General features: G+C 71.4%; 21 protein-coding genes. 16 read left to right on the top strand and 5 right to left on the bottom strand.

What is annotated here, in order from left to right; all coding sequences use genetic code 11:
* Positions 1-4: 4 nt before the first annotated feature.
* A complete protein-coding gene (locus tag DNL27_RS11995; protein ID WP_112235685.1) occupies positions 5-3646 on the top strand; it encodes an MMPL family transporter in 3642 nt (1213 codons plus the stop codon).
* Positions 3647-3713: 67 nt separating this feature from the next.
* Here DNL27_RS11995 and DNL27_RS11990 read toward each other — a convergent pair whose 3' ends face one another.
* Positions 3714-4277: a hypothetical protein gene (locus DNL27_RS11990; RefSeq protein ID WP_012399294.1), complete on the bottom strand. Its 564-nt coding sequence runs from the start codon at positions 4275-4277 to the stop codon at positions 3714-3716.
* Positions 4278-4529: 252 nt separating this feature from the next.
* Between DNL27_RS11990 and DNL27_RS11985 the strand changes: the two genes are divergently transcribed.
* Together DNL27_RS11985 and DNL27_RS11980 are read left to right on the top strand one after the other, a co-directional pair.
* The gene (locus DNL27_RS11985; RefSeq protein ID WP_112235684.1) at positions 4530-5192 is read left to right on the top strand and encodes a CDP-alcohol phosphatidyltransferase family protein; all 663 of its coding nucleotides are present in this window, start codon (positions 4530-4532) and stop codon (positions 5190-5192) included.
* A gap of 6 nt (positions 5193-5198) precedes the next feature.
* Positions 5199-6194, top strand: coding sequence for a phosphatidate cytidylyltransferase (locus tag DNL27_RS11980; RefSeq protein WP_112235683.1), 996 nt, complete (start codon positions 5199-5201; stop codon positions 6192-6194).
* A gap of 264 nt (positions 6195-6458) precedes the next feature.
* Here DNL27_RS11980 and DNL27_RS11975 read toward each other — a convergent pair whose 3' ends face one another.
* The gene (locus tag DNL27_RS11975; protein ID WP_041297440.1) at positions 6459-6932 is read right to left on the bottom strand and encodes an Hsp20/alpha crystallin family protein; all 474 of its coding nucleotides are present in this window, start codon (positions 6930-6932) and stop codon (positions 6459-6461) included.
* A 305-nt stretch (positions 6933-7237) separates the two neighbouring features.
* Here DNL27_RS11975 and DNL27_RS11970 point away from each other — a divergent pair, with 305 nt between their 5' ends.
* Both DNL27_RS11970 and DNL27_RS11965 read left to right on the top strand, forming a co-directional pair.
* A complete protein-coding gene (locus DNL27_RS11970) occupies positions 7238-7657 on the top strand; it encodes a ChaB family protein (protein ID WP_012399290.1) in 420 nt (139 codons plus the stop codon).
* A 436-nt stretch (positions 7658-8093) separates the two neighbouring features.
* The gene (locus DNL27_RS11965) at positions 8094-8306 is read left to right on the top strand and encodes a hypothetical protein (protein ID WP_162627137.1); all 213 of its coding nucleotides are present in this window, start codon (positions 8094-8096) and stop codon (positions 8304-8306) included.
* A 160-nt stretch (positions 8307-8466) separates the two neighbouring features.
* On the opposite strand, the gene DNL27_RS11960 is transcribed toward DNL27_RS11965, so the two are convergent.
* On the bottom strand, positions 8467-8946 hold the full coding sequence (locus DNL27_RS11960; RefSeq protein WP_055082963.1) for a GNAT family N-acetyltransferase: 480 nt from the start codon (positions 8944-8946) through the stop codon (positions 8467-8469).
* A gap of 61 nt (positions 8947-9007) precedes the next feature.
* Between DNL27_RS11960 and DNL27_RS11955 the strand changes: the two genes are divergently transcribed.
* The 4 genes from DNL27_RS11955 (at position 9008) to DNL27_RS11940 (ending at position 13355) form a co-directional block, all read left to right on the top strand.
* Positions 9008-9970: a 1-phosphofructokinase family hexose kinase gene (locus DNL27_RS11955; RefSeq protein WP_012399287.1), complete on the top strand. Its 963-nt coding sequence runs from the start codon at positions 9008-9010 to the stop codon at positions 9968-9970.
* A gap of 40 nt (positions 9971-10010) precedes the next feature.
* A complete protein-coding gene (surE, locus tag DNL27_RS11950; RefSeq protein ID WP_041297762.1) occupies positions 10011-10895 on the top strand; it encodes a 5'/3'-nucleotidase SurE in 885 nt (294 codons plus the stop codon).
* Positions 10896-11106: 211 nt separating this feature from the next.
* Positions 11107-12774 (top strand): MFS transporter, encoded by a 1668-nt coding sequence (locus tag DNL27_RS11945; RefSeq protein WP_112235681.1) that lies wholly within the window; start codon positions 11107-11109, stop codon positions 12772-12774.
* A 353-nt stretch (positions 12775-13127) separates the two neighbouring features.
* A complete protein-coding gene (locus DNL27_RS11940; RefSeq protein WP_229577834.1) occupies positions 13128-13355 on the top strand; it encodes a hypothetical protein in 228 nt (75 codons plus the stop codon).
* Here DNL27_RS11940 and DNL27_RS11935 read toward each other — a convergent pair.
* On the bottom strand, positions 13352-13837 hold the full coding sequence (locus DNL27_RS11935) for an NUDIX domain-containing protein (RefSeq protein WP_112235679.1): 486 nt from the start codon (positions 13835-13837) through the stop codon (positions 13352-13354). The genes DNL27_RS11940 and DNL27_RS11935 overlap by 4 nt on opposite strands.
* Before the next feature lie 23 nt (positions 13838-13860).
* On the opposite strand from DNL27_RS11935, the gene DNL27_RS11930 reads away from it, so the two are divergent.
* The 6 genes from DNL27_RS11930 to DNL27_RS11905 all read left to right on the top strand — a co-directional run bounded on the left by DNL27_RS11930 (position 13861) and on the right by DNL27_RS11905 (position 18075).
* Positions 13861-14874: a nitronate monooxygenase family protein gene (locus DNL27_RS11930; RefSeq protein WP_112235678.1), complete on the top strand. Its 1014-nt coding sequence runs from the start codon at positions 13861-13863 to the stop codon at positions 14872-14874.
* 98 nt (positions 14875-14972) lie between these two features.
* Complete coding sequence (locus tag DNL27_RS11925; protein ID WP_112235677.1) at positions 14973-15482, top strand: TetR/AcrR family transcriptional regulator; 510 nt, start codon at positions 14973-14975, stop codon at positions 15480-15482.
* On the top strand, positions 15479-15841 hold the full coding sequence (locus DNL27_RS11920) for a multidrug efflux SMR transporter (protein ID WP_112235676.1): 363 nt from the start codon (positions 15479-15481) through the stop codon (positions 15839-15841). The genes DNL27_RS11925 and DNL27_RS11920 overlap by 4 nt, the downstream gene beginning before the upstream one ends.
* Entirely contained in the window at positions 15838-16167 is a 330-nt protein-coding gene (locus DNL27_RS11915; protein ID WP_059281492.1) for a multidrug efflux SMR transporter, read from the top strand. The genes DNL27_RS11920 and DNL27_RS11915 overlap by 4 nt, the downstream gene beginning before the upstream one ends.
* A 64-nt stretch (positions 16168-16231) precedes the next feature.
* Positions 16232-17272 (top strand): Dyp-type peroxidase, encoded by a 1041-nt coding sequence (locus tag DNL27_RS11910; RefSeq protein WP_112235675.1) that lies wholly within the window; start codon positions 16232-16234, stop codon positions 17270-17272.
* Positions 17273-17274: 2 nt separating this feature from the next.
* Positions 17275-18075, top strand: coding sequence for a family 1 encapsulin nanocompartment shell protein (locus DNL27_RS11905; protein WP_012399275.1), 801 nt, complete (start codon positions 17275-17277; stop codon positions 18073-18075).
* 70 nt (positions 18076-18145) lie between these two features.
* On the opposite strand, the gene DNL27_RS11900 is transcribed toward DNL27_RS11905, so the two are convergent.
* Entirely contained in the window at positions 18146-20032 is a 1887-nt protein-coding gene (locus DNL27_RS11900; protein ID WP_058954939.1) for an FAD-binding monooxygenase, read from the bottom strand.
* Between the two features lie 405 nt (positions 20033-20437).
* Between DNL27_RS11900 and DNL27_RS11895 the strand changes: the two genes are divergently transcribed.
* Entirely contained in the window at positions 20438-21970 is a 1533-nt protein-coding gene (locus DNL27_RS11895) for a fumarylacetoacetate hydrolase family protein (RefSeq protein ID WP_112235674.1), read from the top strand.
* Positions 21971-22006 lie beyond the last annotated feature (36 nt).

Genomic DNA, 22006 nt, shown 5'->3' with positions numbered 1-22006 from the left:
TCCCGTGGCACGACTTCTCTACAGGCTGGGCAAGAGCGCAGCCGCTCACGCGTGGGCGGTGATCCTGGTGTGGCTCGCCGTCCTGGCGCTGGCCGTGGGCGGGGTGGCCCTCTCGGGGGTGAACCTCAGCAACGCGGTCACCATCCCCGGGACCGAGACCCAGAACCTGGCGGACCGGCTCAAGGCGGAGATGCCCGAGGCCAACCAGGGCACCGGACGGGTGGTCTTCCACACCACGGACGGCTCCGCGTTCACGCAGGCGCAGAAGGACGGCATCGCCGATGCGCTCAAGGCCACGCAGGACGTCTCCGGCGTGGCCTCCACCGTGAACCCGTTCGAACGCCAGCAGCAGCTGGACGACGGCCGCCAGCAGCTCAAGGACGGCCGCGCGAAGCTGGACCAGGGCGAGAGGCAGATCGCCCAGCTCAAGCAGAGCCTGCCGCCCGGGGTGAGCGCGGAGCAGGTGCTCAAGCAGCGCGGGGTGGATCCCGCCGCGATGGAGCAGCAGAAGGCCCAGCTCGAAGAGGGCGAGAAGTCCTTCGAGCGCATGGGCGACTACCGCGTAGTGTCCAAGGACCAGAACTCCGCGATCAGCGTGGTCAACTTCACGCAGGAGCAGAACGCGGTGGAGGCGGACACCAAGAACGCCGTGATGGACGCGGTCCGCAGCCACCCGGTGGACGGCGTGGACGTGGACTTCTCCCAGGAGATCGCGCAGGACATCACCGCGCTGCTGGGCCCCTCGGAGGTCATCGGCGTGGTCGTGGCCGCGCTGGTGCTGCTGATCATGCTGCGGGCGGTGGTGCCCGCGGTGCTGCCCGTGCTCACCGCGCTGCTGGGCGTGGCCGTGGCCTCGTGCATCACCCTGTCCTTCTCCGGCGTGGTGGACATGATGTCCGTGACGCCCATGCTCGGCGTGATGCTGGGCCTGGCGGTGGGCATCGACTACTCGCTGTTCGTGCTCAACCGGCACCGCCAGCAGCTGCGCGGGGGAATGCCCGTGCGGGAGTCCATCGGGATGGCCGTGGGCACCGCGGGCACCGCGGTGTTCTTCGCGGCGCTGACCGTGATCGTGGCGCTCGTGGCGCTGAACGTCACCGGCATCCCGTTCCTGGGCCTGATGGGCACCGCGGCGGGTCTGGCCGTGCTGGTGGCCCTGCTCATGACCCTCACGCTCACCCCCGCGCTGCTGTCCCTGGCCGGCACGCGGGTGCTGCCCAGGAAGCAGCGTGGCGCCGAGCCGCGCGAGGGCGTGATCGACGAGCACAACGTGCCCCTGCACCTGCGCCACCCGTGGCTGAGCACCGTGGCGTGCGCGGCGGTGCTGATCGTGCTCGCCCTGCCGGCCCAGAGCATGCGCCTCGGGCTGCCGGACGCCTCCACCGAGGCCCAGGACAGCACCCAGTACAGGGCGTACCAGCGCATCGCCGAGGACTTCGGTGCGGGTGAGAACGGCCCGATCGCCGTCGTCGTGGACCTGCCCGAGGGTCTCGACGAGGCCCGGGCGCAGGAGAAGATGGACGCCGTCTCGGACCGCCTGGCGCAGCAGCAGGACGTGGCCAACGTCCTGCCCGGCCAGCTCACGGACGACCGCACCACCGGTGTGATCCAGGTGATCCCCGAGTCCGGTCCCGCGGAGGCGGCCACCGAGAACCTCGTGGGCAGCATCCGTGACCTCAACGGGGATCTCGGCTCCCAGCAGGACGTCCATGTGGGCGTGGCGGGCACCACCGCCGCGAACATCGACGTCTCCCAGCTGCTCGGCGAGAAGCTCCCGCTCTACCTGGGCGTGGTCATGGTCATCTCCATCCTGCTGCTGCTCATGGTGTTCCGCTCGATCCTGGTTCCCGTGATCGCCACCCTGGGCTTCCTGCTCTCGGTGCTCGCCTCCCTGGGCGCAGTGGTGGCCGTGTACCAGTGGGGCTGGGGCGGTGCCGTGTTCGGCGTGCACGATCCCGGGCCCATCCTGAGCTTCCTGCCCACCCTGATGATCGGCATCCTCTTCGGCCTGGCCATGGACTACCAGCTGTTCCTGGTCTCCGGCATGCGCGAGGCGTACGTCCACGGGCACCCCGCGCGCCAGGCCGTGGTGTACGGCTTCCGGGCCGGGCGCTCCGTGGTCACCGCGGCCGCGATCATCATGATCTCCGTGTTCGCGGGCTTCATCTTCTCGGAGCTGGCGATGATCAAGCCCATCGGCTTCGCGCTCGCGGGCGGTGTGCTGCTGGACGCCTTCGTGGTGCGCATGCTCCTGGTCCCGGCGGTCATGCGTCTGCTGGGCGAGAAGGCCTGGTGGCTGCCGCGCTGGCTGGACCGCATCATGCCGAACGTGGACGTCGAGGGCGAGTCCCTGGCCCGCGCGAGCGCCGGTGCGGCGGTCGCCGCTGGCACGGCCTCGGCGGACGACGACGCCGTACGCCGCTCCCACGGGAAGGGTCGCCACCGCGCGGAGTCCCCCGGGCGCCAGCGCGGCACCGCGCAGCACACCGGAGCGGCCGTGGCCGCACCGGTGGCTGCGGCGACCGTCGGCGCGGCAGCCCACCACGCGGCGTCGGGCACGGACTCACCGCGCGGTGAGGAGCCCGCGGCCGACACCCGCACCGAGACCGAGCGGCACCGCGCTCAGCGGCACGGCCGCCACGCTGCGGCCCCCACGGGGAACGACGCCGTGGAGCAGGACGCGGACCCCGACCCGGAACCCCGTGCGACGGCCGAGCCGGTCCTGGCGGAGATTGCGGAGCCGACGCCGGACGTGGTCCTGGTCCCGGCAGACCCCGCGCTGCGGGTGACCGACCAGGGGCTGCGGGTGCTGCCCAACGTGTGGGAGTCCGAGGAGAAGCTGCTGGCCTCCCTCGCCCGGCCCCGTGAGGAGGCCGCACCGCACCGGTCCATGCACAGGCGCGTGGAGTTCCAGAAGGTCATGGTGGCCGGACGGCCGGTGGTCGTCGCCCGCCCCCGGACCCCGCTCGCGGACGCCCCCGTGGTGGTCCACTGGCACGGCGGCGCGTATGTGCACCCCGTGACCACCACGCACTGGCGGTGGATCGACGCGCTGATCCAGCGCACCGGGGCCACCGTGGTGGTGCCGGGCTACGGGCTCGCCCCGGACCACACGGTGGACGAGGCGCTGGCCCTGGCCGACGGCGTGTGGGACCTGGCGCACGGCCTCGGACCGCGGGTGTTCCTCTCCGGCGACTCGGCCGGTGGCGGCCTGGCGGTCGCGCAGGCCATGCGGCTGCGCGATGCGGGGATGGGTGCGCCTGCCGGGCTGATCCTGATCTCCCCGTGGGTGGACGCGACCGTGAGCAACCCGGAGATCGAGCAGTACCGCTCCGTGGACCACATGCTGGACACCGAGGGCCCGCGCGCCGCGGCCCGCTGGTGGGCCGGCACCCGTGAGGTCACGGATCCCGCGGTGAGCCCTGCGTTCGGGGACGTCCACGGGCTGCCGCGCACGTTCGTGCTGCAGGGGGACCGGGACATGCTCTACCCGGACACCATGGAGTTCGTCACGGACCTGGTCCGCGCAGGCGTGGACACCACCACCGTGGTGTGCGAGGGCGGGCCCCACGTGTACGCGCTGATGGTGTGGTCCGAGCGCGCCACCGAGGACCTCGACCGCGTGGTGCGCTGGATGGGCCGCTGAGCGTCCCTCGCGCCGGCTCGACGGGCCCCGGGTGCCGACCGTTGCGGTCGGTGTCCGGGGCCCGTTCTCAGTCCCTGCCCACCGTGCGGAAGTACCACGCGTAGAACGCGGTCCACCCGGTGCCGAAGATCGCCCACCGCACCCGCTCGGGGGCGTGCGGCCAGAGCCGGCCGTGCAGGGCGGAGATCCCGCCGACCGCAGCGGTGACCACCACGAAGCGCGGGGTCCGCGCGGGCACGGACCACGCGAGGAACCGGGGCAGCGGGTCTCCGCGCAGTCCGGCGGTGCGGGCGTAGAGCTTGTAGGGGGTGCCCCGCAGCGGGCCCAGGAGCACGGCCGTGAACCCCCGCGCGGCCATCTCCCGCTCCACGCGCTCGACCATGGCGGGGGAGACCGCGGGGATCCGGGCGAGCATCCTGGCCGAGTCGTCCCCGGTGGCACGCGCGCCCCAGCGGTGCACCACGGCGCCGCCCACCAGCGCGCCCGCCGTGGCCGACGCCGCGCCCGTGAGCCCGCGGGGCAGGTTCCGGAGGGCGACCGCGGAGAGCCACACGTCCGGGACCACGAAGAACGCAGTGGCCTCGGCGAACCCCCACAGCCCGGCCACGGCGTGGTCACGCAGCGCGCTCACCGTGCTCCTCCGCTCCGGGGCGCGCACGGTGCGTCACGGCGGCTCCCGGGACGGCGCGCGGCCCGTCTCCGCAGGTCAGCCGTGCCTGGCGCGAGGGCCAAGGTGGTGCGGGCTCTTCAAAGGTGCTGCTGTGCACGGTGGTCTCCCGGTGGGATCGAGGTGGCGCGGTTGTGGACATCCAACCACCACGGGCCAGCGGGTATGCCACTGTTGGCGCAGATCCACAGTCCCCACGGCCCGAGGAGACGCCGCATGGCCACCACCGATCCCCTGCGCAGGCCCATCCCGCAGCGTTCCGCCGGGTGGGCCACCGCCATCGCGGGTGCCCTGCAGCGCGCGGGCCTGCGCCCCAACCACATCTCGGTGGCCTCGGTGCTCGTCTCCCTGGTGGGCTGCGGGTGCCTGGTGGTCTCGGTCCACGCGGACGACGCCGCCCGCGCCCTCTCTCTCGTCCTCGCCGCGCTCTGCATCCCCCTGCGTCTGCTGTGCAACATGTTCGACGGGATGCTCGCCGTGGAGGGCGGGCTGCGCACCCCCACGGGGGAGCTCTACAACGAGGTGCCGGACCGGATCTCGGACCTGGCGCTGCTCGCGGGGGCCGGCTGGGCGGCGTCGTCCGTGGCGGGCGGTGCAGCCCTGGGGTGGCTGGCCGGGAGCCTCGCGGTGCTCACCGCTTACGTGCGCACCCTGGGCGTGAGCGCGGGGTGCGCGCAGCAGTTCGGCGGGGTGCTGCCCAAGCAGCGGCGCATGTGGCTGCTCATGGCAGGGATCCTGCTGAGCGTCACCGACCCGTGGTGGGGGTGGCCGCGCGGGACCGTTCTGTGGGTCACGCTCGTGCTCGTGGTGCTGGGGTGCGCGCTGACCGTGGCCACCCGGCTGCGGGCCGTGGCGCGCGAACTGCGGGAGAAGGGGTAGGCCGTCATGATGATCGGACTGCTGGGCGGGCCCACGTGGTGGTTCCTCGCCGGACTGCTGGGGTTCCTGGTGCTGGCCACCGTGGTGGCGGAGCTGATGTACCGGCGCACGGCGTCGGAGGGGCTGCGAGCCACGCTGCTGAACGTGCGGCAGCGGATCTTCGCGTGGTGGATCATGGTGGCGGTGCTCGTGGGCAGCCTGGCGCTGGGGGAGACCGCCGTGGTGCTGCTGTTCCTCGCCCTGTCCCTGCTGGCCCTGCGGGAGTTCGCCAACCTGCTGCCGCCCGGGGAGCGGGACCGCCGGGTGCTGACGTGGATCCTGGTGGTCCTGGCCCCGCTGCACTTCTGGTTCGTGTGGGAGCACTGGTACGGGATGTTCGCCATCTTCATCCCGGTGTACGCGTTCCTGTTCCTACCCGTGCTGCTCGCGCTGTCCGGGCGCACGGAGTCCTTCCTGCACCGGGCCGCCCTGAGCCAGTGGGGTCTCATGGTGTGCGTCTACGCCCTGAGCTACCTCCCGGCCGTGCTGCAGCTGCCCGTGGCCATCCATCACGGCAAGGCCGCGGCGGACGGTTCCGCCGTGGGGTCTGGTGGCGTGGAGGCGGGGGCACTGCTGCTGTTCCTCGCGGTGGTGGTGCAGGGCTCGGACGTCCTGCAGTACCTCTGGGGCAAGACCATGGGCCGGCACCGGATCGCGCCCACCGTGAGTCCCAACAAGACGTGGGAGGGCTTCGTGGGCGGGGTCCTCTCCGCCACGGCCCTGGGCGCCGCGCTGTGGTGGCTGACCCCGTTCACCCCGTGGCAGGCCGGGGTGCTGGCCCTGGTCTCCTGCCTGCTGGGCTTCCTGGGCGGGCTCGTGATGAGCAGCCTCAAACGGGACCGCGGCATCAAGGACTTCGGCGCCCTCATCCCGGGTCACGGCGGGATCCTGGACCGGATGGACTCCCTGATCTTCGCGGCACCGGTGTTCTTCCACCTCACCCGGTTCTTCTTCGCGGGCTGAGCCGCGCACCACCGCGCACCGCCGCACAGCATGGGCGACGCCGCGCGCACCGCCGCACTCCACGGGCGACGCCGCGCACGCCGTCGCGGGCGGTCCCGGAGGAGGACCGGACATCGCGACGCCGCGTCGGCGGCTCCTCACGCGGTGGGACGGACGCTACGGGGCCCCGTGCGTGGAATCCCCGTCGGGCATGCCCGAGGGCCCGCGGGAGATCCCGCGGGCCCTCGTGGCTCACTCAGTGCATCCCGGGTGATGCCGGGGCGCTCAGCTCTCTGAGTCCTCGGAGGACTCGGTCTTCTGCTCCTGCTGACCGTTCTCCAGCACCACGCTGTCCTGGTTCTGGCCCGTGGCCACCTGGATCTTGCGCGGCTGGGACTTGGGGGACACAGGGATGGTCACGGTGAGCACGCCGTTGTCGTACGCGGCGGTGATGTTCTCCGTGTCGATGCCCTGGCCCAGGTTCAGCTGGCGGACGAAGGAGTGGTTGCGGCGCTCGCGCACGATCCACTTAGTGTCCTTCTCCGCGGAGGGCAGGCGGCGCTGCGCGCGAATGGTCAGCAGCTGGCCGTCCACGTCCACGTCCACGCTGGTGGGGTCGATGCCCGGGAGGTCCGCGGCGAGGTAGTAGTTGGAGCCCCGGCGGAACAGGTCCATGGGCATCTGCTCCAGGCCGTTGCGGGTGGAGAGGACCTGGTTGGCGAAGTTCTGGACCTCGGTGAACGGATCGAAAGTAGCCATGACAGTCATTCCTTCCATGTGCGTGACCTCCGTGGAGCGCTCGGCCGCTGGTGTCCGGATCCGGCGCTGTCACGTTTCTTGAGTCCCACTGACTCAACTACGAAAAATATAGCACTCGGTCCAGCAGAGTGCCAAGGGTTCGGGCACCTATCTTGAGCGGACTATGCTCAAGGCGAGCGGCGGTGCTTCCACGGACCCTCGCCCGGCCGTCACGGGAGGTGACGGGCCCGAAAGGGTGGGGCGGGCGGCGTCGTCGTTCCTAGAATCGAAGCACCGGAGACATCCCCGACAAGAAGGAGGACACCGTGCCGAAGGCGAAGAAGAACGGCCGCGCGCGGCAGGACGAGATTCCGTCCACGCTGCGCCGCTCCGACGAGAAGGCGCAGGACACGTTCGCGCAGGCGTACGACTCCGCACAGGAGAAGTACCAGGAGGAGTCCCGCGCGGCCCGCACGGCGTGGGCCGCGGTGAAGCACACCCACGAGAAGGTGGGGGGCCACTGGGAGCCCAAGGAGGAGAACGGCCCGTCGGACGCCAGCGCGGAAAAGGGTGGGCTCAACAAGGAGGACACCGCCGGCGGCGTGGACGCGAACGCCTCCAAGGAGCACCTCTACGAGATCGCCCAGGAGCTGGACGTCCAGGGCCGTTCGGGCATGACCAAGGACGAGCTGGTGGAGGCCATCGGGAAGGCGAACGACAAGAGGACGCGGGAGGCGCGGGACTGAGGTGACGCGAAGCGTGAACTCCGGTTCCTGTGCATCGGGACCGCCTCCCCTCAGCTCGAACCAGGGGTTTTCTCGGCAGTCATCGGTGTCGCGCCCCGCACTACGCTTCACGAAGGGCCCGGTACGAGCTCTACTCCCACGTCTTTGTTGATGAGTCCAAAGTGGGCGGCTACTACGTGGTGGCAAGCACGGTTGCCGCCGGAGACGTGAACCGCGCCCGAAAGGCTGTTCGGTCCTTGGCGCTGTCTGGTCAGAAGAGGATCCATTTTACCGATGAACGCGATGACCGCCGCAAGAAGCTGCTGAAGGAGTTCTCCGCCCTCGACACCGTGGTGAACGTGTACGTGGCGCGAGGGCTCAGAGACAAGGAAGCCAGGCCGCTGTGTCTGGGGCCCTCGCGCGAGATGCTGCGGCCAGCGGCGCGGACCACTTGTGGGTGGAAAAGGACGAGTCTTCGTATGCCCACGACAAGAAGATCATCGGGCAGGCGCTCCAGTCCTCCGAGAACCGACCGCGCTACGACTTTCCCAGGGCGCACGAAGAGACACTGCTCTGGGTGTCCGATGCCGTGGCGTGGTGCTACCAGAAGCGTGGCCGCTGGACGGGATTGGCCGCTCCGCTGGTGGCTGACGTGGTGGAGCTGACCTGACCTGTTATAAGCGCCTGTTAAAAGCGCGAGCCAGGCTCGTCGGACCGTGCGGATGACTGCCTGGCCTACTTCTCGGCGCTGGTGCTCCTCGCGAGTCCCACTATGGCCACCCCCGGGTCGGACGTCACGCCCTTGAGCGGCCACACGGGCCACCTCCGCCCTAGAGCACCCGCCCCAGGAACACCGAAGCGGTGGTGTCCCGGTGGAAGGACTCCACCGGTTCGTAGCCGCGGTTGCGGAACATCGCGATGCCCTCGGTCATCTCGGGGTTCAGGGAGACCACCGCGGTGCTGGCGCCGAAGGAGCGCACCTTGTTCTCGAGCGCCCGGACCAGGGTGCGGGCGTGGCCCCGGCCGCGGTGCTCCGGCGCCACCCAGATCCGGCGCAGCTCTACGCGGTCGTCGTCGATCCTGCGGACCGCGCCGCACGCGATCACCTCGCCCGTGACCAGGTCGGTCATCAGGAAGAAGTCCCCGTGGGGCGGGGTGACGTCCTCGGGGCCGGTCACCTCGGTGAGCTCGGGGTCGAACCCGCCGTCGATGCGGTGGTCGAGCTCGCTGAAGTACGCGCCCAGGGCCGCCAGGGTGTGCTCGCTGGCGGCCTGGCCCTCCACGATGCGGACCGGTGCGGTGGAATTCATCCCACCATGGTGGCACCTCGGTGTGCTGTTCACCAGGGACCGCGTGCGGTAGCTTTCGTGCGTGACCGATACCCGTTCCGGCGCCGCACCGCGCCTCTCCGTCCTGGTGCCCACCCCGCTGCTGATCACGGAGATCACGGAGCCCGCCGCGTACCGCAACCGCAGCGCCCACGAGTCGGACGTGCACATGCACCCGGGCGGGCAGGGGCTGTGGGTGGCCCGCATGGCCGGTTCCCTGGGCGCGGACGTCTCGGTGAACGGGCCGTTCGGCGGTGAGCTGGGCACCCTGATCCGTTCCATGCTGGACGGGCTCGGCATGCAGGTCAACGCCGTGCGCTACGGGTACGGCAACGGCGGCTACGTGTACGACCTGCGCGGGGAGGACCGGGAGACCGTGGCCCACATGCCGCCGCCGGAGCTCTCCCGCCACGAGCTGGACGATCTCTACGGCACGGCGTTCGTGGACGCCCTGGCCTCGGACGTCCTCACGGTCACGGGCGCGGAGCCCGGGGACGTGGTGCCGGCCTCCTTCTTCGGACGTCTCATCCGGGACACCCGGGACGCCGGGACCACCGTGGTCGCGGACCTCAGCGGCGCCCCGGCCCTGGCCGCGGTGGCCGCGCACGTGGACGTGCTCAAGATCAGCCACGAGGAGGTCCGGGACCTGGACCTCGGCTCGGACGACACCCCCGAGTCCCTCGTGGATGCCGGGCGGGCGCTCGTGGAGCGGGGCGCGGGCGCCGTCGTCGTCTCGCGCGCCAAGGACCCGGCGCTGCTCGTGGAGCAGGACTCCGTGCGGGAGGTCTGCGCGCCGTCCATCACGCCGCTGGACCACCGCGGGGCCGGGGACTCGATGACCGCCGGGATCTCCGTGGGGCTGGCGCGCGGGCTGGACCTGGTGGACGCCGTGGCGCTCGGTGCCTCTGCCGGGGCGCTCAACGTGGCCCGGCGCGGACTGGGCACGGGCAACCGCACCACCGTCGAGAAGTTCGCCCGTCAGATCACGGTGCGCCGGATCTCCTGAGCCCTGGCCCGGGTGCGTGACGCGTGCCACGATGGTGCACATGCACATCCTGGTGACCAACGACGACGGCATCTCGTCCCCGGGGCTGGCGGTCCTGGCGAGGGCGGCGCTGGAGCGGGGGCACACCGTGAAGGTGGCGGCGCCGGCGGAGGAGTACTCGGGTGCCAGCGCGTCCCTGTCCGGCGAGGAGGTCGACGGGAAGATCGCCCTGGTCCCCGCCAGCCCGCCGGAGATGCCCGAGGACGTGGAATGCGTGGGGGTGAAGGCCGCCCCCGCGCTGATCGCGTTCCTGGCCTCCTACGGCGCCTTCGGGCAGCGCCCGGACATGATCCTCTCCGGCGTGAACCTGGGGGCGAACACGGGCAAGGCCACCCTGCACTCGGGCACCGTGGGTGCGGTGCTCACGGGCGCGTCCCACGGGATTCCGGGGATCGCGGTGTCCATCACCTCCGGTGCCCCCCAGCACTGGGACACGGCCCTGCTGGTCACCCGCTACGCCCTGGAGCGCTGGGAGCAGCGCCCGTTCGACGAGTGGATTCTCAACGTCAACGTCCCGGACGTGTCCCCGGATCGGCTGCGCGGGCTCAAGCCCGCCCGGCTCGCGAGCTTCGGCGCGGTCCAGGCGCAGATCGGGCGCGGGGACGAGAAGCACATCGCGGTGACCTACAGCGCGGAGACCGGTCCGGAGGAACCCGAGAGCGACCACTACCTCCTCACCCACGGCTGGGCCACCGCCACCCTGCTGCGCGCCCCCGTGGACGATCCCACCCAGGACACCCACGCCGTGCCGCGCCAGGAGCTGGGGATCGCGGGGCCCACGCCGTTCTGGGACGTCACCCTCCCGGGCCTCACGGACGACGACGCCGCCGGGACCGGGTGCGGCGACGTCACCGTGGACTCCGCCACGGTCATGCGCCGGACCTGACGTCCCGCCTCCCGTGAGCGGTAGGCACACGACGATCACGACGTCCGCCACCGGTCCCTGCACGTTCACACGGTGAGCGGATAGTCTTCCCGCGAGAACACTCGCCCGTCCCAGCCGGCCACCGGCCGGGGCCAGGGTGGGAACGGACCCTCTGCCCCGGTGGAGCACGGGCGGTCGCGGACCGAGAACCAGCACGAAGCGGAGGCCCCCCATGGCGTCGACACCAGCGGCGGAAGCCCAACCCGGCGGCGTCGCCACCGTGGACGCCCCGAGCCGCAGGGACTGGGTGGCCCTCGGAGCGCTCGCTGCGGGGCTCGGAATGATCGTGCTGGACGGCACGATCGTGGGGGTCGCCCTGCCCGCGATCATCCAGGACCTGGGGCTGAACCTCACGGACGCGCAGTGGGTCAACAGCCTCTACGCGGTGCTGCTCGCGGCGCTGCTGCTGTCCACGGGCAAGCTCGCGGACCGCTGGGGACGCAAGACCATGTTCATGGTGGGGCTCGTGGTCTTCGCCGGGGGCAGTCTGCTGGCGGCCCTATCCGGCACGGCGGGGGCGCTCATCGCGTCCCGCGCGGTGCAGGCGCTCGGTGCGGCGTTCATCATGCCGTCCACGCTGTCCACGGTGAACGCGCTGTTCCGCGGGAAGTACCGCGGCCCGGCGTTCGGCGTGTGGGGCGCGGTGATGTCCGGCGCGGCGGCGATCGGCCCGCTGGTGGGCGGCGCGCTGACCCACTGGGCGTCGTGGCACTGGATCTTCCTGGTGAACCTGCCGCTCGCGGCGATCATCGCGGTGGTGGGGTGGAGCAGCATCACCAACACCCGCAGCGACGTGCGCGAACGCGGTGCGGACGTGGACGGTGCCATGCTCAGCGCCATTGCGTTCGGCGCGCTGGTGTTCGCGATCATCGAGGGCCCGGCCATCGGCTGGCTCACCCCCACGGCCGACTTCTCGATCTTCGGGTGGGTGTGGCCCGCCACGGCGCCGGTGTCCATCGTGGCGATCGCGCTCGTGGTGGGGTTCGTGGCGCTCGCCCTGTTCGTGGTGTGGGAGCGCCACCGCGCGAAGGTGCGCCGCTCGGCACTGCTGGACCTCGGTCTCTTCCAGGTGCGCACGTTCTCGTGGGGCAACCTGGCCGCCGCCATGGTGGCCGTGGGCGAGTTCGCGATCATCTTCGTGCTGCCCCTGTACCTCACCAACGTGCTGGGCCTGAACATCATGCAGTCCGGGCTGGTGCTCGCGGCCATGGCCATCGGCGCGTTCATCTCGGGCGCGTCCGCCCGGCACCTCGCCGCGAAGTTCGGGGCGCCCGGGACCGTGCTGATCGGCCTGGGGCTCGAGGTGGTGGGCGTGGTGGTGCTCGCCCTGGTCATGGGCCCGGGCACCGCCGCGTGGCTCGTGGCGCTGCCGCTCGTGGTCTACGGCGTGGGCCTGGGGCTCGCGTCCGCGCAGCTGACCGGCACCGTGCTGCGGGACGTGCCCGTGGCGTCGTCGGGGCAGGCCTCCGCGACGCAGAGCACCGTCCGCCAGATCGGCTCGGCGCTGGGCACGGCGTTCGCGGGCGCCGCGCTGTCCGTGTCCATGAGCCTCACCCTGCCCGCAGCACTGGACGCCACCGGGCTCGACGCCGCCCAGGCGGACCAGCTCGCGGAGGCCACCCGCCAGTCCGCGGGCGGCATGATCCCGCAGCTGCAGGCCCAGGCGGAGCAGCACCCCCTCGGGCCGGAGACGCAGCACGTGATCGACGCCCTCTCCACCGGCTTCACGCACGCCACCCAGTGGGCTCTCGTGATCGCCACCGGGTTCATCCTGCTCGGCTTCCTGGGCGCGCTGCAGGTGCGCCGGGCGGCGCGGCGGGACGATACGCCCGCGGCCTGATCGACTCTCGCGCGCCGCTTCCGAAGCCGCTGGCGCCGTCCAGCCGACGACGCCGCACGGCCGGCCCCATGCGTCGTCTCACCCCGGTCGCACGGCGGGGGAAAGTGGCCGAACGGTCATTGCCCGGGCCCGCCCGGTCGGAAACGGTGGGAGACCGGGAGATTCCCGGTGCAGCAACCGAAGCAGGTGAGACGGCAATGCCCACGACTGATTCAACCGCCTTCGAGGCACGCCATGGCGGACGGAGGTCTGCGAAAGGCGCACCAGTGGGCGACTCGGGCGAGTCCCAGCCCCGGCGGCAGGAGATCCTGAGGGCGGATCCGTACTATCCCCACACAGCGTGGCGGACGGTTATGACGTGGCTGCTCTACTTCTTCGTCTTCCTGGGGTTCGCGGCACTTCTCACCCTGATCGTTCCGGACCGCCAGTTCGGGTGGTATTACGTGACATACACCGCCGTGTTTGCCACGGTCGGCACGGCCATTCAGATCGTGAACCGCAAGGCTCGCGTGCGGATGCTGGAGAACTCGGACCAGATCTCGCGTGGGCACGAGACCCGGGCCACCCCGGGGATCAGCTAGCTCTGCGTCCCCCGCACCGCCGGCAGCGCGTACCAGCGCGCCAGCGGGGCGAGGTCCTCGACGTCCTCCACGTCATCCAAGGGCTGCCACCGCAGCTCCTCGATCTCCGCGGCCGGCACCGGGGTCTGCGTCAGCGCCACGGTGCCCATGAACACGTGGCTGTGCAGCCCGTGACCGGGTTCGTTGGCGGCGTCGCTGTGCCACTCGCCCACCGGTTCCAGCTCCGCGGCGGACAGCTCGATCCCCAGTTCCTCGCGCACCTCGCGGATCCCGGTCTCCTCGGGGGTCTCGCCCGCCTCCGGTTTCCCGCCGGGGAACATGAACATGCTGGTTCCGCGCTTGCGCACGGTCAGCACGCAGCCGTCCGAGGCGCGGCGCAGGACCACGCCGGTGACCTTGATGACGGGGCGGGCGGCGTCGTCGTTCCCGGAGGGGGAGGAGGACGGAACGGGGGCCTGGCGGGGATCATGGGATGCGGACACGCCTGCCAGTGTAAGGAGACACCATGACCAACCCCCTGACCACCCTGCCCGTGCCCGTGGTGCAGGCACCCATGGCGGGCGGGCCGTCCACGCCCGCGCTCGCCGTGGCCGTCGCGCGCGCCGGTGGGCTGGGCATGCTTGCCGCCGGGTACAAGAGCACCGAGGCGATGGCGGAGGAGGTCCGCGACGTCGCGGCGCACACGGGCCGCTTCGGCGTGAACCTGTTCGTCCCCGAGCGGGACCCGTCGGACCCCGCGGCGCTCGCCGCCTACGCCCGCGCCCTGGCGCCGGTGGCCGCCGAGCTGGGCGTGCCCGCCCCGGAGCCGGGCGAGTACGTGGACGACGAGTACCCCGCAAAACTCGACCACCTCACGGTCCACCCCGTCCCGCTCGTCTCGTTCACGTTCGGCCTGCCCACCGCGGACGACGTCGCCCGGTTGCGGAACGCGGGCAGCGCCGTCGTGCTCAACGCGACCTCCCCGGACGAGGTGACGGCCGCGGCCCGGCTGCGCCCGGACGCAATCGTGGTGCAGGGCGTCGAGGCGGGAGGGCACCGCGCAACCCACGGGCAGGCAGGGCAGCCGGAGGAGATCGCCACGGCCGCTCTCCTCGGCGCCGCACGGGAGCTGACCGACCTTCCCCTCGTCGCCGCGGGCGGGATCGCGGGCCGGGACGACGCCGCCGCCCTCCTCGCGCGGGGTGCGGCGGCCGTGCAGGTGGGCACGCTGTTCCTCACCGCGGTGGAGGCCGGCACCAAGCCCGCTCACCGGGAGGCCCTGCTGGACGGCACCCACACGGAGACCGTGGTGACCCGCGCGTTCTCCGGGCGGGCGGCCCGAGCGCTGCGCAACGGCTTCACGGACCGGATGGCGGCGCACGAGGTGACCGGCTACCCCCAGGTGCACTACATGACCGCACCGCTGCGGGCGGCGTCGTCCGCGGACCCCGAGGGGCTGAACCTGTGGGCGGGCACGGGCGCGGCGGCCTGCCGGGAGACCAGGGCGGCGGAGGTCGTGGAGCTGTTCCGGGGGCTGTGAACGGGTCTCAGCACACGCCGATCGACCGTCTGCGCCACCTGACCTGACTGAACGCCGCGTGAACTTTTACCTACCATACGTATGGTGGGCTCACCGCTGTGACAACCAAGACCGAGATCCTGGACAGCGCGCTGGAGGTGCTGCGCTCCGGGGGCGCCCTCACCATCGATGCCGTGGCCCGTGCCGTCGGCATCACCAAACCCGGGGTAGTGCACCACTTCCCCACCAAGGAGACCCTCACCGTGGCCGTCACGGAGCACCTCCTGGGCGGCTGGGAGGAGGAGCTCGCGGCCCGCACCGGGGACGGGGCCGAACCCGTGGACCGGCTGCGCGCCTACGTGGAGCTCACCCTGCTGGGGGAGATGGACGTCGCGGACGTGGCCCTCGTGGCGGACTTGCGCCTGCGCGAGAAGCTCGCGGCACTGTGGTCCGCGCGCATGTCCTCGTGGTTCGGGGAGCTGGACGCACCGGCCCTCGTGGCCGCCCGGCTGATGGCGGACGGGGCGTGGATCGACCGCTCACTGGGGCTGCTGGACCTGGACGCCTCCTGCCGCTCGGCGGTGGCAGGCGTCGCGCTGGAGCTGATCGAGAAGGAAGTGGGCCGATGAAGAAGTGGCTGTACCTGGTGGCCGCGATTGTGCTGGAGGTCTCCGGCTCGCTCTCGCTCAAGGTCGCCATGGACGCACCACAGTTCTACGTGATCGTGGTGCTGGGATACCTCGGGGCGTTCGTGGGGCTGTTCGCGGCCCTGCGCAACGGCATGAGTCTGGGCGTGGGGTACGGGATCTGGGGTGCCACCGGGGTGGCCGCCACGGCCGTGCTGTCCCTGGTGATCTTCAACGAGCCCATCACCCCGGTCATGGGTCTGGGCATCGTGCTGGTGATCGCCGGTGTCCTCACGGTGGAGCTCGGCTCCCAGCTGGCCCTCAAGAAGCACAACACCCTCACCACGGAGGAGATCCGATGACCGCCTTCGCCGCTCTGTCCCTGGCCTCGGCCATCCTGTGCGAGGTCGTCGGCACCGTGTCCCTCCGCCTGGCCAGTGCGGGCCGGAAGGTCTGGTGGGTGGGTGCCACCGTGGGCTACGTCCTGGCGTTCTGGCTTCTGGCCGTGGTGCTGAGCCACGGTGTCCCGCTGGGTGTGGCGTACGGGATCTGGTCCGCCACGGGAGTGGCGATCACCGCCGTCATCAGCCGCGTGTTCTTCAAGGAACCGCTCACCTGGCTCATGTGCCTGGGGCTCGCGCTGATCGTGGGGGGCGTGCTGTGCATCGACTTCGGGGCCATGCACTGAGCAACCCCGGGGGATAGTGTGGACGCACAGGCCTGAGACGGCAGCCCCCACCCACGGAGACACCATGCCCACCCAGAAGATCGTGGCCTCACCGGCCAAAGCGGCCCTGTTCCTGGTCCTCACCGTCAACGAGGGCGCCGAGGCCGAGGTGGCGGACGTGCTCACGGAGGTCTCGGACCTCACCAAGGCCGTCTCTTTCCGCGTGCCCACCAGCAACCTGCTGTGCGTGGTGGGCGTGGGCCACGACGCCTGGGGGCGGCTCTTCGATGCGCCCCTTCCCAGGGACCTCCACCCGTTCCGCGAGTTCCACGGGGACGTGCACTCCGCACCGGCGACCCCCGGCGACCTGCTCATCCACCTGCGGGCGGGCACGCAGGACGTGTGCTTCGAGCTGGCCAAGCACCTCATGACGCGCCTGGGCCCGCACGTGCACGTGGAGGACGAGGTGCACGGCTTCAAGTTCTTCGAGGAGCGGGACCTGCTGGGCTTCGTGGACGGCACCGCCAACCCGGAGGGCGAGGACGCCTGCACCGCCGCCCTGGTGGGGGACGAGGACCCCGACTACCGCGGCGGCAGCTACGTGCTGGTGCAGAAGTACCTGCACGACATGACCGCGTGGGAGGCGCTGTCCGTGGGTGAGCAGGAGCGGGTGATCGGGCGCTCCAAGCTCGAGGACATCGAGATGTCCGACGCGCAGAAGCCCGCCAACTCGCACGTGGCCCTCAACGACCTCGACCCCGTGGACGGCCGCAAGCGCGAGATCGTGCGCGACAACATGCCCTTCGGTCGGGTGGGTTCCGCCGAGTTCGGCACGTACTTCATCGGCTACGCCGCGGACCCCGCGGTCACCGAGACCATGCTGGAGAACATGGTGGTGGGGGACCCGCCGGGCACCTACGACCGCATCCTGGACTTCTCCACGGCCATGACGGGCGGGCTGTTCTTCGCGCCGCCGCGCTCCTTCCTGGACGACCCCTCCACCGTCGCGGCCCGCCCCTCGGCCACCGCGGAGACCACCCCGGACGACGGCACCGCCCCGGTTGCCGCCCCCGCCGACGGCTCGCTGGGTATCGGCAGCCTCAAGAACACCGAGTCAAGGAGTTGAGCATGAACAACCTGCACCGGGACCTCGCACCGATCTCCTCCGCCGCGTGGGCGGACATGGGGGACGAGGCCCGCCGAACCTTCGCGGCCCGTGCCGCGGCCCGCCGCACGGTGGACATGCCGGAACCGGCCGGCGCCGAGTTCTCCGCCCTGGGCACGGGACACGTGAGCCGCGTGGCCGCAGACACCCCTGGCGTGGAGGCCCTGCAGCGCCACGTGGTGCGCGTGGTGGAGCTGCGCGCGCCGTTCACGCTCAAGCGCTCTGACATCGACGACGTGGAGCGCGGCGCGGCGGACCCGGACTGGCAGCCCGTCAAGGACGCCGCCGTGGCGCTCGCGTCCGCCGAAGACCGCACGGTGTTCTACGGCTCGGACTCCGCCGGGATCCAGGGCATCGCCCCGGCCAGCGACAACGAGCGGCTGAGCCTGCCCCAGGACGTGCGCGAGTTCCCCAACGCCGTGGCCAAGGCCAAGACCGAGCTGCGCCTCGCGGGGGTGGCGGGCCCCTACAACCTGCTGCTGCCCGCGGAGCTCTACACCGAGGTCACGGAGACCACCGACCACGGCTACCCCGTGCACGAGCACGTCTCCCGCATCCTGGGGGAGGGCTCGATCATCTGGGCCCCCGCGCTCGACGACGCACTGCTGGTCTCCGCGCGCGGTGGCGACTACGAGCTGCACCTGGGCCAGGACGCCGCGATCGGGTACACGTCCCACACCGCGGAGACCGTGGAGCTCTACCTGCGCGAGACCCTGACCTTCCGGGTCAACACCTCGGAGGCCAGCGTGGTCATCTCCCGCTGACGGGCCACCCGCCACGAACGACGCCGCCGCGCCCTCCCCGGGGAGGGCGCGGCGGCGTCGTGTCCGGGTCTCAGTCCCTGCGGAGGAACCCGCTGAAGAACTCCGCGAGCTCGGCGGTGGCGTCCAGCGGCAGGACTGCGGCCACGTAGTGGTCCGGGCGGACCACCACCACGGCGCCGTCACGGCTGATGGTGCGCTGCTCGAAGATGTCGTTGCCGGGGATCGCGGCGTACACGCGCTCCCAGTAGTTCAGCTCGAACCGGCCCACCTGCGGCTTGAAGGCGCGCGGGACGGCGTTGATGTCCACCTGGTCGTAGGGCTGCTGGTAGGTGACGTCCACGTCGAACAGGGTGGCCTCGCCGTCGCCCTCGCGGCGGAACGCCACGAGCGGGGAGGTGGGGTCGTTGTGCAGCCACTGCGCGAACGCGGTGGTGGGGGAGTCCGCCCCGGCCACGGCGGCGTCGGCGTACACGTGGATGCGCCAGCGCCCGTCCGCCGTGGCCTCGTGGCCCTGGTGCACCACCATGGCATCGCACACGCGCTGGACCTCGGCGGACTTGAAGCGCTTGCCCACCGGGAAGCCCTTGGCGAGGTCCTGGTGCTCGGTGCCCGCCACGATCAGCGAGGGCTGGTACTCGGTCATGAAACCGGCCGGGAACTCGGCCGTCTTCACGTAGAACTCCTCCAGGTACTTGGGGTCCGGGAGCTTGTCCTGCGGGGTGGCCATGAGCATGGACCACTCGCGGTCGAAGTCGATGAGGTTCTTGGCGATCACCTGCCGCTCCTCGGAGTAGGTGTCCAGGAGGGAGGCGTCCGCGCGGCCCGAGAGCACCGCGCCGAGCTTCCAGCCCAGGTTCCAGCCGTCCTGCATGGACACGTTCATGCCCTGGCCGGCCTTCGCGGAGTGGGTGTGGCAGGCGTCCCCGGCAATGAACACGCGGGGGCAGCGGGTGCCGCGGTCCTCGGTGTCGACGTCGTCGAAGTGGTCCGTGAGGCGGTGACCCACCTCGTACACGGAGGACCACGCCACGGACTTCACGTCCACGCTGTAGGGGTGGATGATCTGGTTGGCCCGGCGGATGACCTCCTCCACGGGGGTCTTGCGGATCTCGTGGTTGTCGTCCTCGGGCACCTCGCCCAGGTCCACGTACATGCGGAACAGCAGGCCGCCCTCGCGGGGGATCAGCAGGATGGAGCCGTTCACGGAGTTGATCGCGCACTTGGTGCGGATGTCCGGGAAGTCGGTGTTGGCCAGCACGTCCATCACGCCCCACGCGTGGTTGGCGCCCTGGCCCTCGAGCTTGCGGCCGATGGACTTGCGCACCCGGGAGGCCGCGCCGTCGCAGCCGAACACGTACTTGGCGCGCACGGTGCGCTCTTCGCCCTCGCGGGGTCCGGCGGCGTAGCGCACGGTCACGGCTACGGGATGCTCGTGGTCCTGGTTGATCTCCAGGCCCACGAACTCGATGCCGTAGTCCGGCTCGATCCTTCCGGGGCCGCGCTTGGCTGAGCGCAGGAAGTAGTCCATCACGCGCGCCTGGTTCACGATCATGTGCGGGAACTCGGAGACGCCGTGGGGGTCGTCCGCGGGGCGGCCCGTGCGCACGATGTTCTGCGGGTTGGTGGGGTCCGGGTTCCAGAAGCACATCTCGCGGAGCATGAACGCCTCCTGGATGATCTCCTGGGCGAAGCCGAAAGACTGGAAGGTCTCCACGCTGCGGGCCTGGATGCCGTCCGCCTGGCCGATCTCCAGGCGGCCCGGGCGGCGCTCGATCAGCCGGGTGCTCACCTCCGGGTACTGGGACAGCTGGGCCGCGGCGATCACACCGGCCGGGCCGGAGCCCACGATGAGCACGTCCATGGTGTCCGGGAGGTCCTCCGGGCGGTCGATCCCGTGACCGCGCGCCTCCTCGATCCGGGGATCCTCGGAGACGTATCCGTTCTGGTGAAAGAGCATGCCTTCTCCTGCGTTCTGCGATGGGGTGGGCCGGCAGGCCCTGTCCGGGAGGAGCCACGTTGCTCGCTCCGCGGGGAGTCGGTGGAGTTCAGGGTGTAATCCAGATCATATACGATGTGTGGCCGGGGTAACAGGGGTCACGGTGCCCGGCACGACGCCGCTCCGGCCGTCGCTCTCGGAGGCTCCGCTCTCGGCCGGGTTCCGCGGCGCGTCGACCCTGGTCTCGCGGGCCCCACCGGGGAGGACGGTGGATGCATGTCGCAGCGCTCGGGGCCCACGAGGGTTTGCCTGCGGGACTTTCCTGGCTTCCCCGCGCACAATGGTGTGAGCGGGACCACTTGCCCACCCCCTCAGGATAATATACGATTTCGAATAACATTCTGATGATCCGAGGAGGCCCTCGCCGTGACCGAGAACCCGCAGAACGCTCAGAACCCGTCCGTCGGGGCCGGTGAGGTGCAGCCCGTCCCGGTGCGGCCCGGCAAGATCATCGCCGTGCACGTGGCCTACGAGTCCCGCGCCGCCCAGCGCGGCCGCAAGCCCGCGGTGCCTTCCTACTTCCTCAAGCCCACGAGCTCCCTGGCCGGGTCCGGTGCCGCCGTGGAGCGCCCCGCCGGGACCGAGCTGCTGGCCTTCGAGGGGGAGATCGCCCTGGTGATCGGCTCGCCCGCCCGCAACGTGTCCCTCGAGGACGCCTGGAACCATGTGGCGGCAGTCACAGCCTCGAACGACTGGGGCCTCTACGACCTGCGCGCCGCGGACAAGGGCTCCAACCTGCGCAACAAGGGCCGGGACGGCTACACCTCCCTGGGCCCCTCCCTCATCGACGCCCGCGAGGTCTCGCCGGAGCAGCTGCGCGTGCGCACGTGGCTCAACGGCCAGGTGGTCCAGGAGGACACCACGGCCCCCGAGAACATGATCTTCCCGCTCGCCCAGTTCGTGGCGGACCTTTCCCAGCACGTGACCCTGGAGGAGGGGGACGTGATCCTCACGGGCACCCCCGCCGGTTCCTCCGTCGCGCAGCCCGGGGACGTCGTGGAGGTGGAGGTGGACGCGCCGACCGCGGCCGGCGCGCCGTCGTCCGGCCGCCTGCTCAGCCGCGTGACCGAGGGCAACGAGCGCTTCGACGAGGGCCTGGGCGCGATGCCCGCCGTGAACGACACCCAGCGCGAGGAGGCGTGGGGCTCGCGCGAGTCCGCGGGCCTGCCCGAACAGGGGGCGGAGCACGCGCTGAGCCCCGCCCTGCGCGCGAAGCTCGACAAGGCCCCCACTGCGGGGCTCTCCGCCCAGCTGCGCAAGCGCGGGCTGAACAACGTGGTGGTCGCGGACGTCTTCCCGCAGACCCCCGGCACCAAGCTGGTGGGCACCGCCAAGACCCTGCGCTTCGTGCCCAACCGCGAGGACCTCTTCAAGGCCCACGGCGGTGGCTACAACGCCCAGAAGCGCGCGTTCGACGCCGTGGGCGAGGGCGAGGTGATCGTGATCGAGGCGCGCGGGGAGACCGGGTCCGCGACCCTCGGTGACGTCCTCGCGCTGCGCGCCCGCCACAACGGCGCGGCCGGTGTGGTCACGGACGGCGGCGTGCGGGACTACGCCGCGGTGCAGGAGATCGGGCTGCCCGTGTTCTGCAAGGGCCCCAACCCGGCCGTGCTCGGCCGGCGGCACGTGCCGTGGGAGTCGGACGTGGCCGTGGCCTGCGGCAACGTCACGGTGCTCCCGGGTGACGTGGTCGTGGGGGACGACGACGGCGTCGTCGTGATCCCGCGCGAGCTCGCCGAGGAGGTGGCCCAGGACGCCCTGGCCAAGGAGCACGAGGACGCCTGGGTGGCCGAGCGCGTGGCCGAGGGGCACCCGGTGGACGGGCTGTTCCCGCCCACCGGCGAGTGGAAGCAGAAGTTCCAGCAGTGGCTCGCCGAGAACCCGCTGCCCTCCGAGTGACCCGCGCCTGACCCCCGAGCCCTCCGAACCGAACCG

It is taken from the genome of Kocuria sp. BT304 (assembly GCF_003290245.1).
Taxonomy (GTDB): Bacteria; Actinomycetota; Actinomycetes; order Actinomycetales; family Micrococcaceae; genus Kocuria; species Kocuria rhizophila_A.
This window is presented reverse-complemented; position numbering and strand designations above follow the sequence as displayed.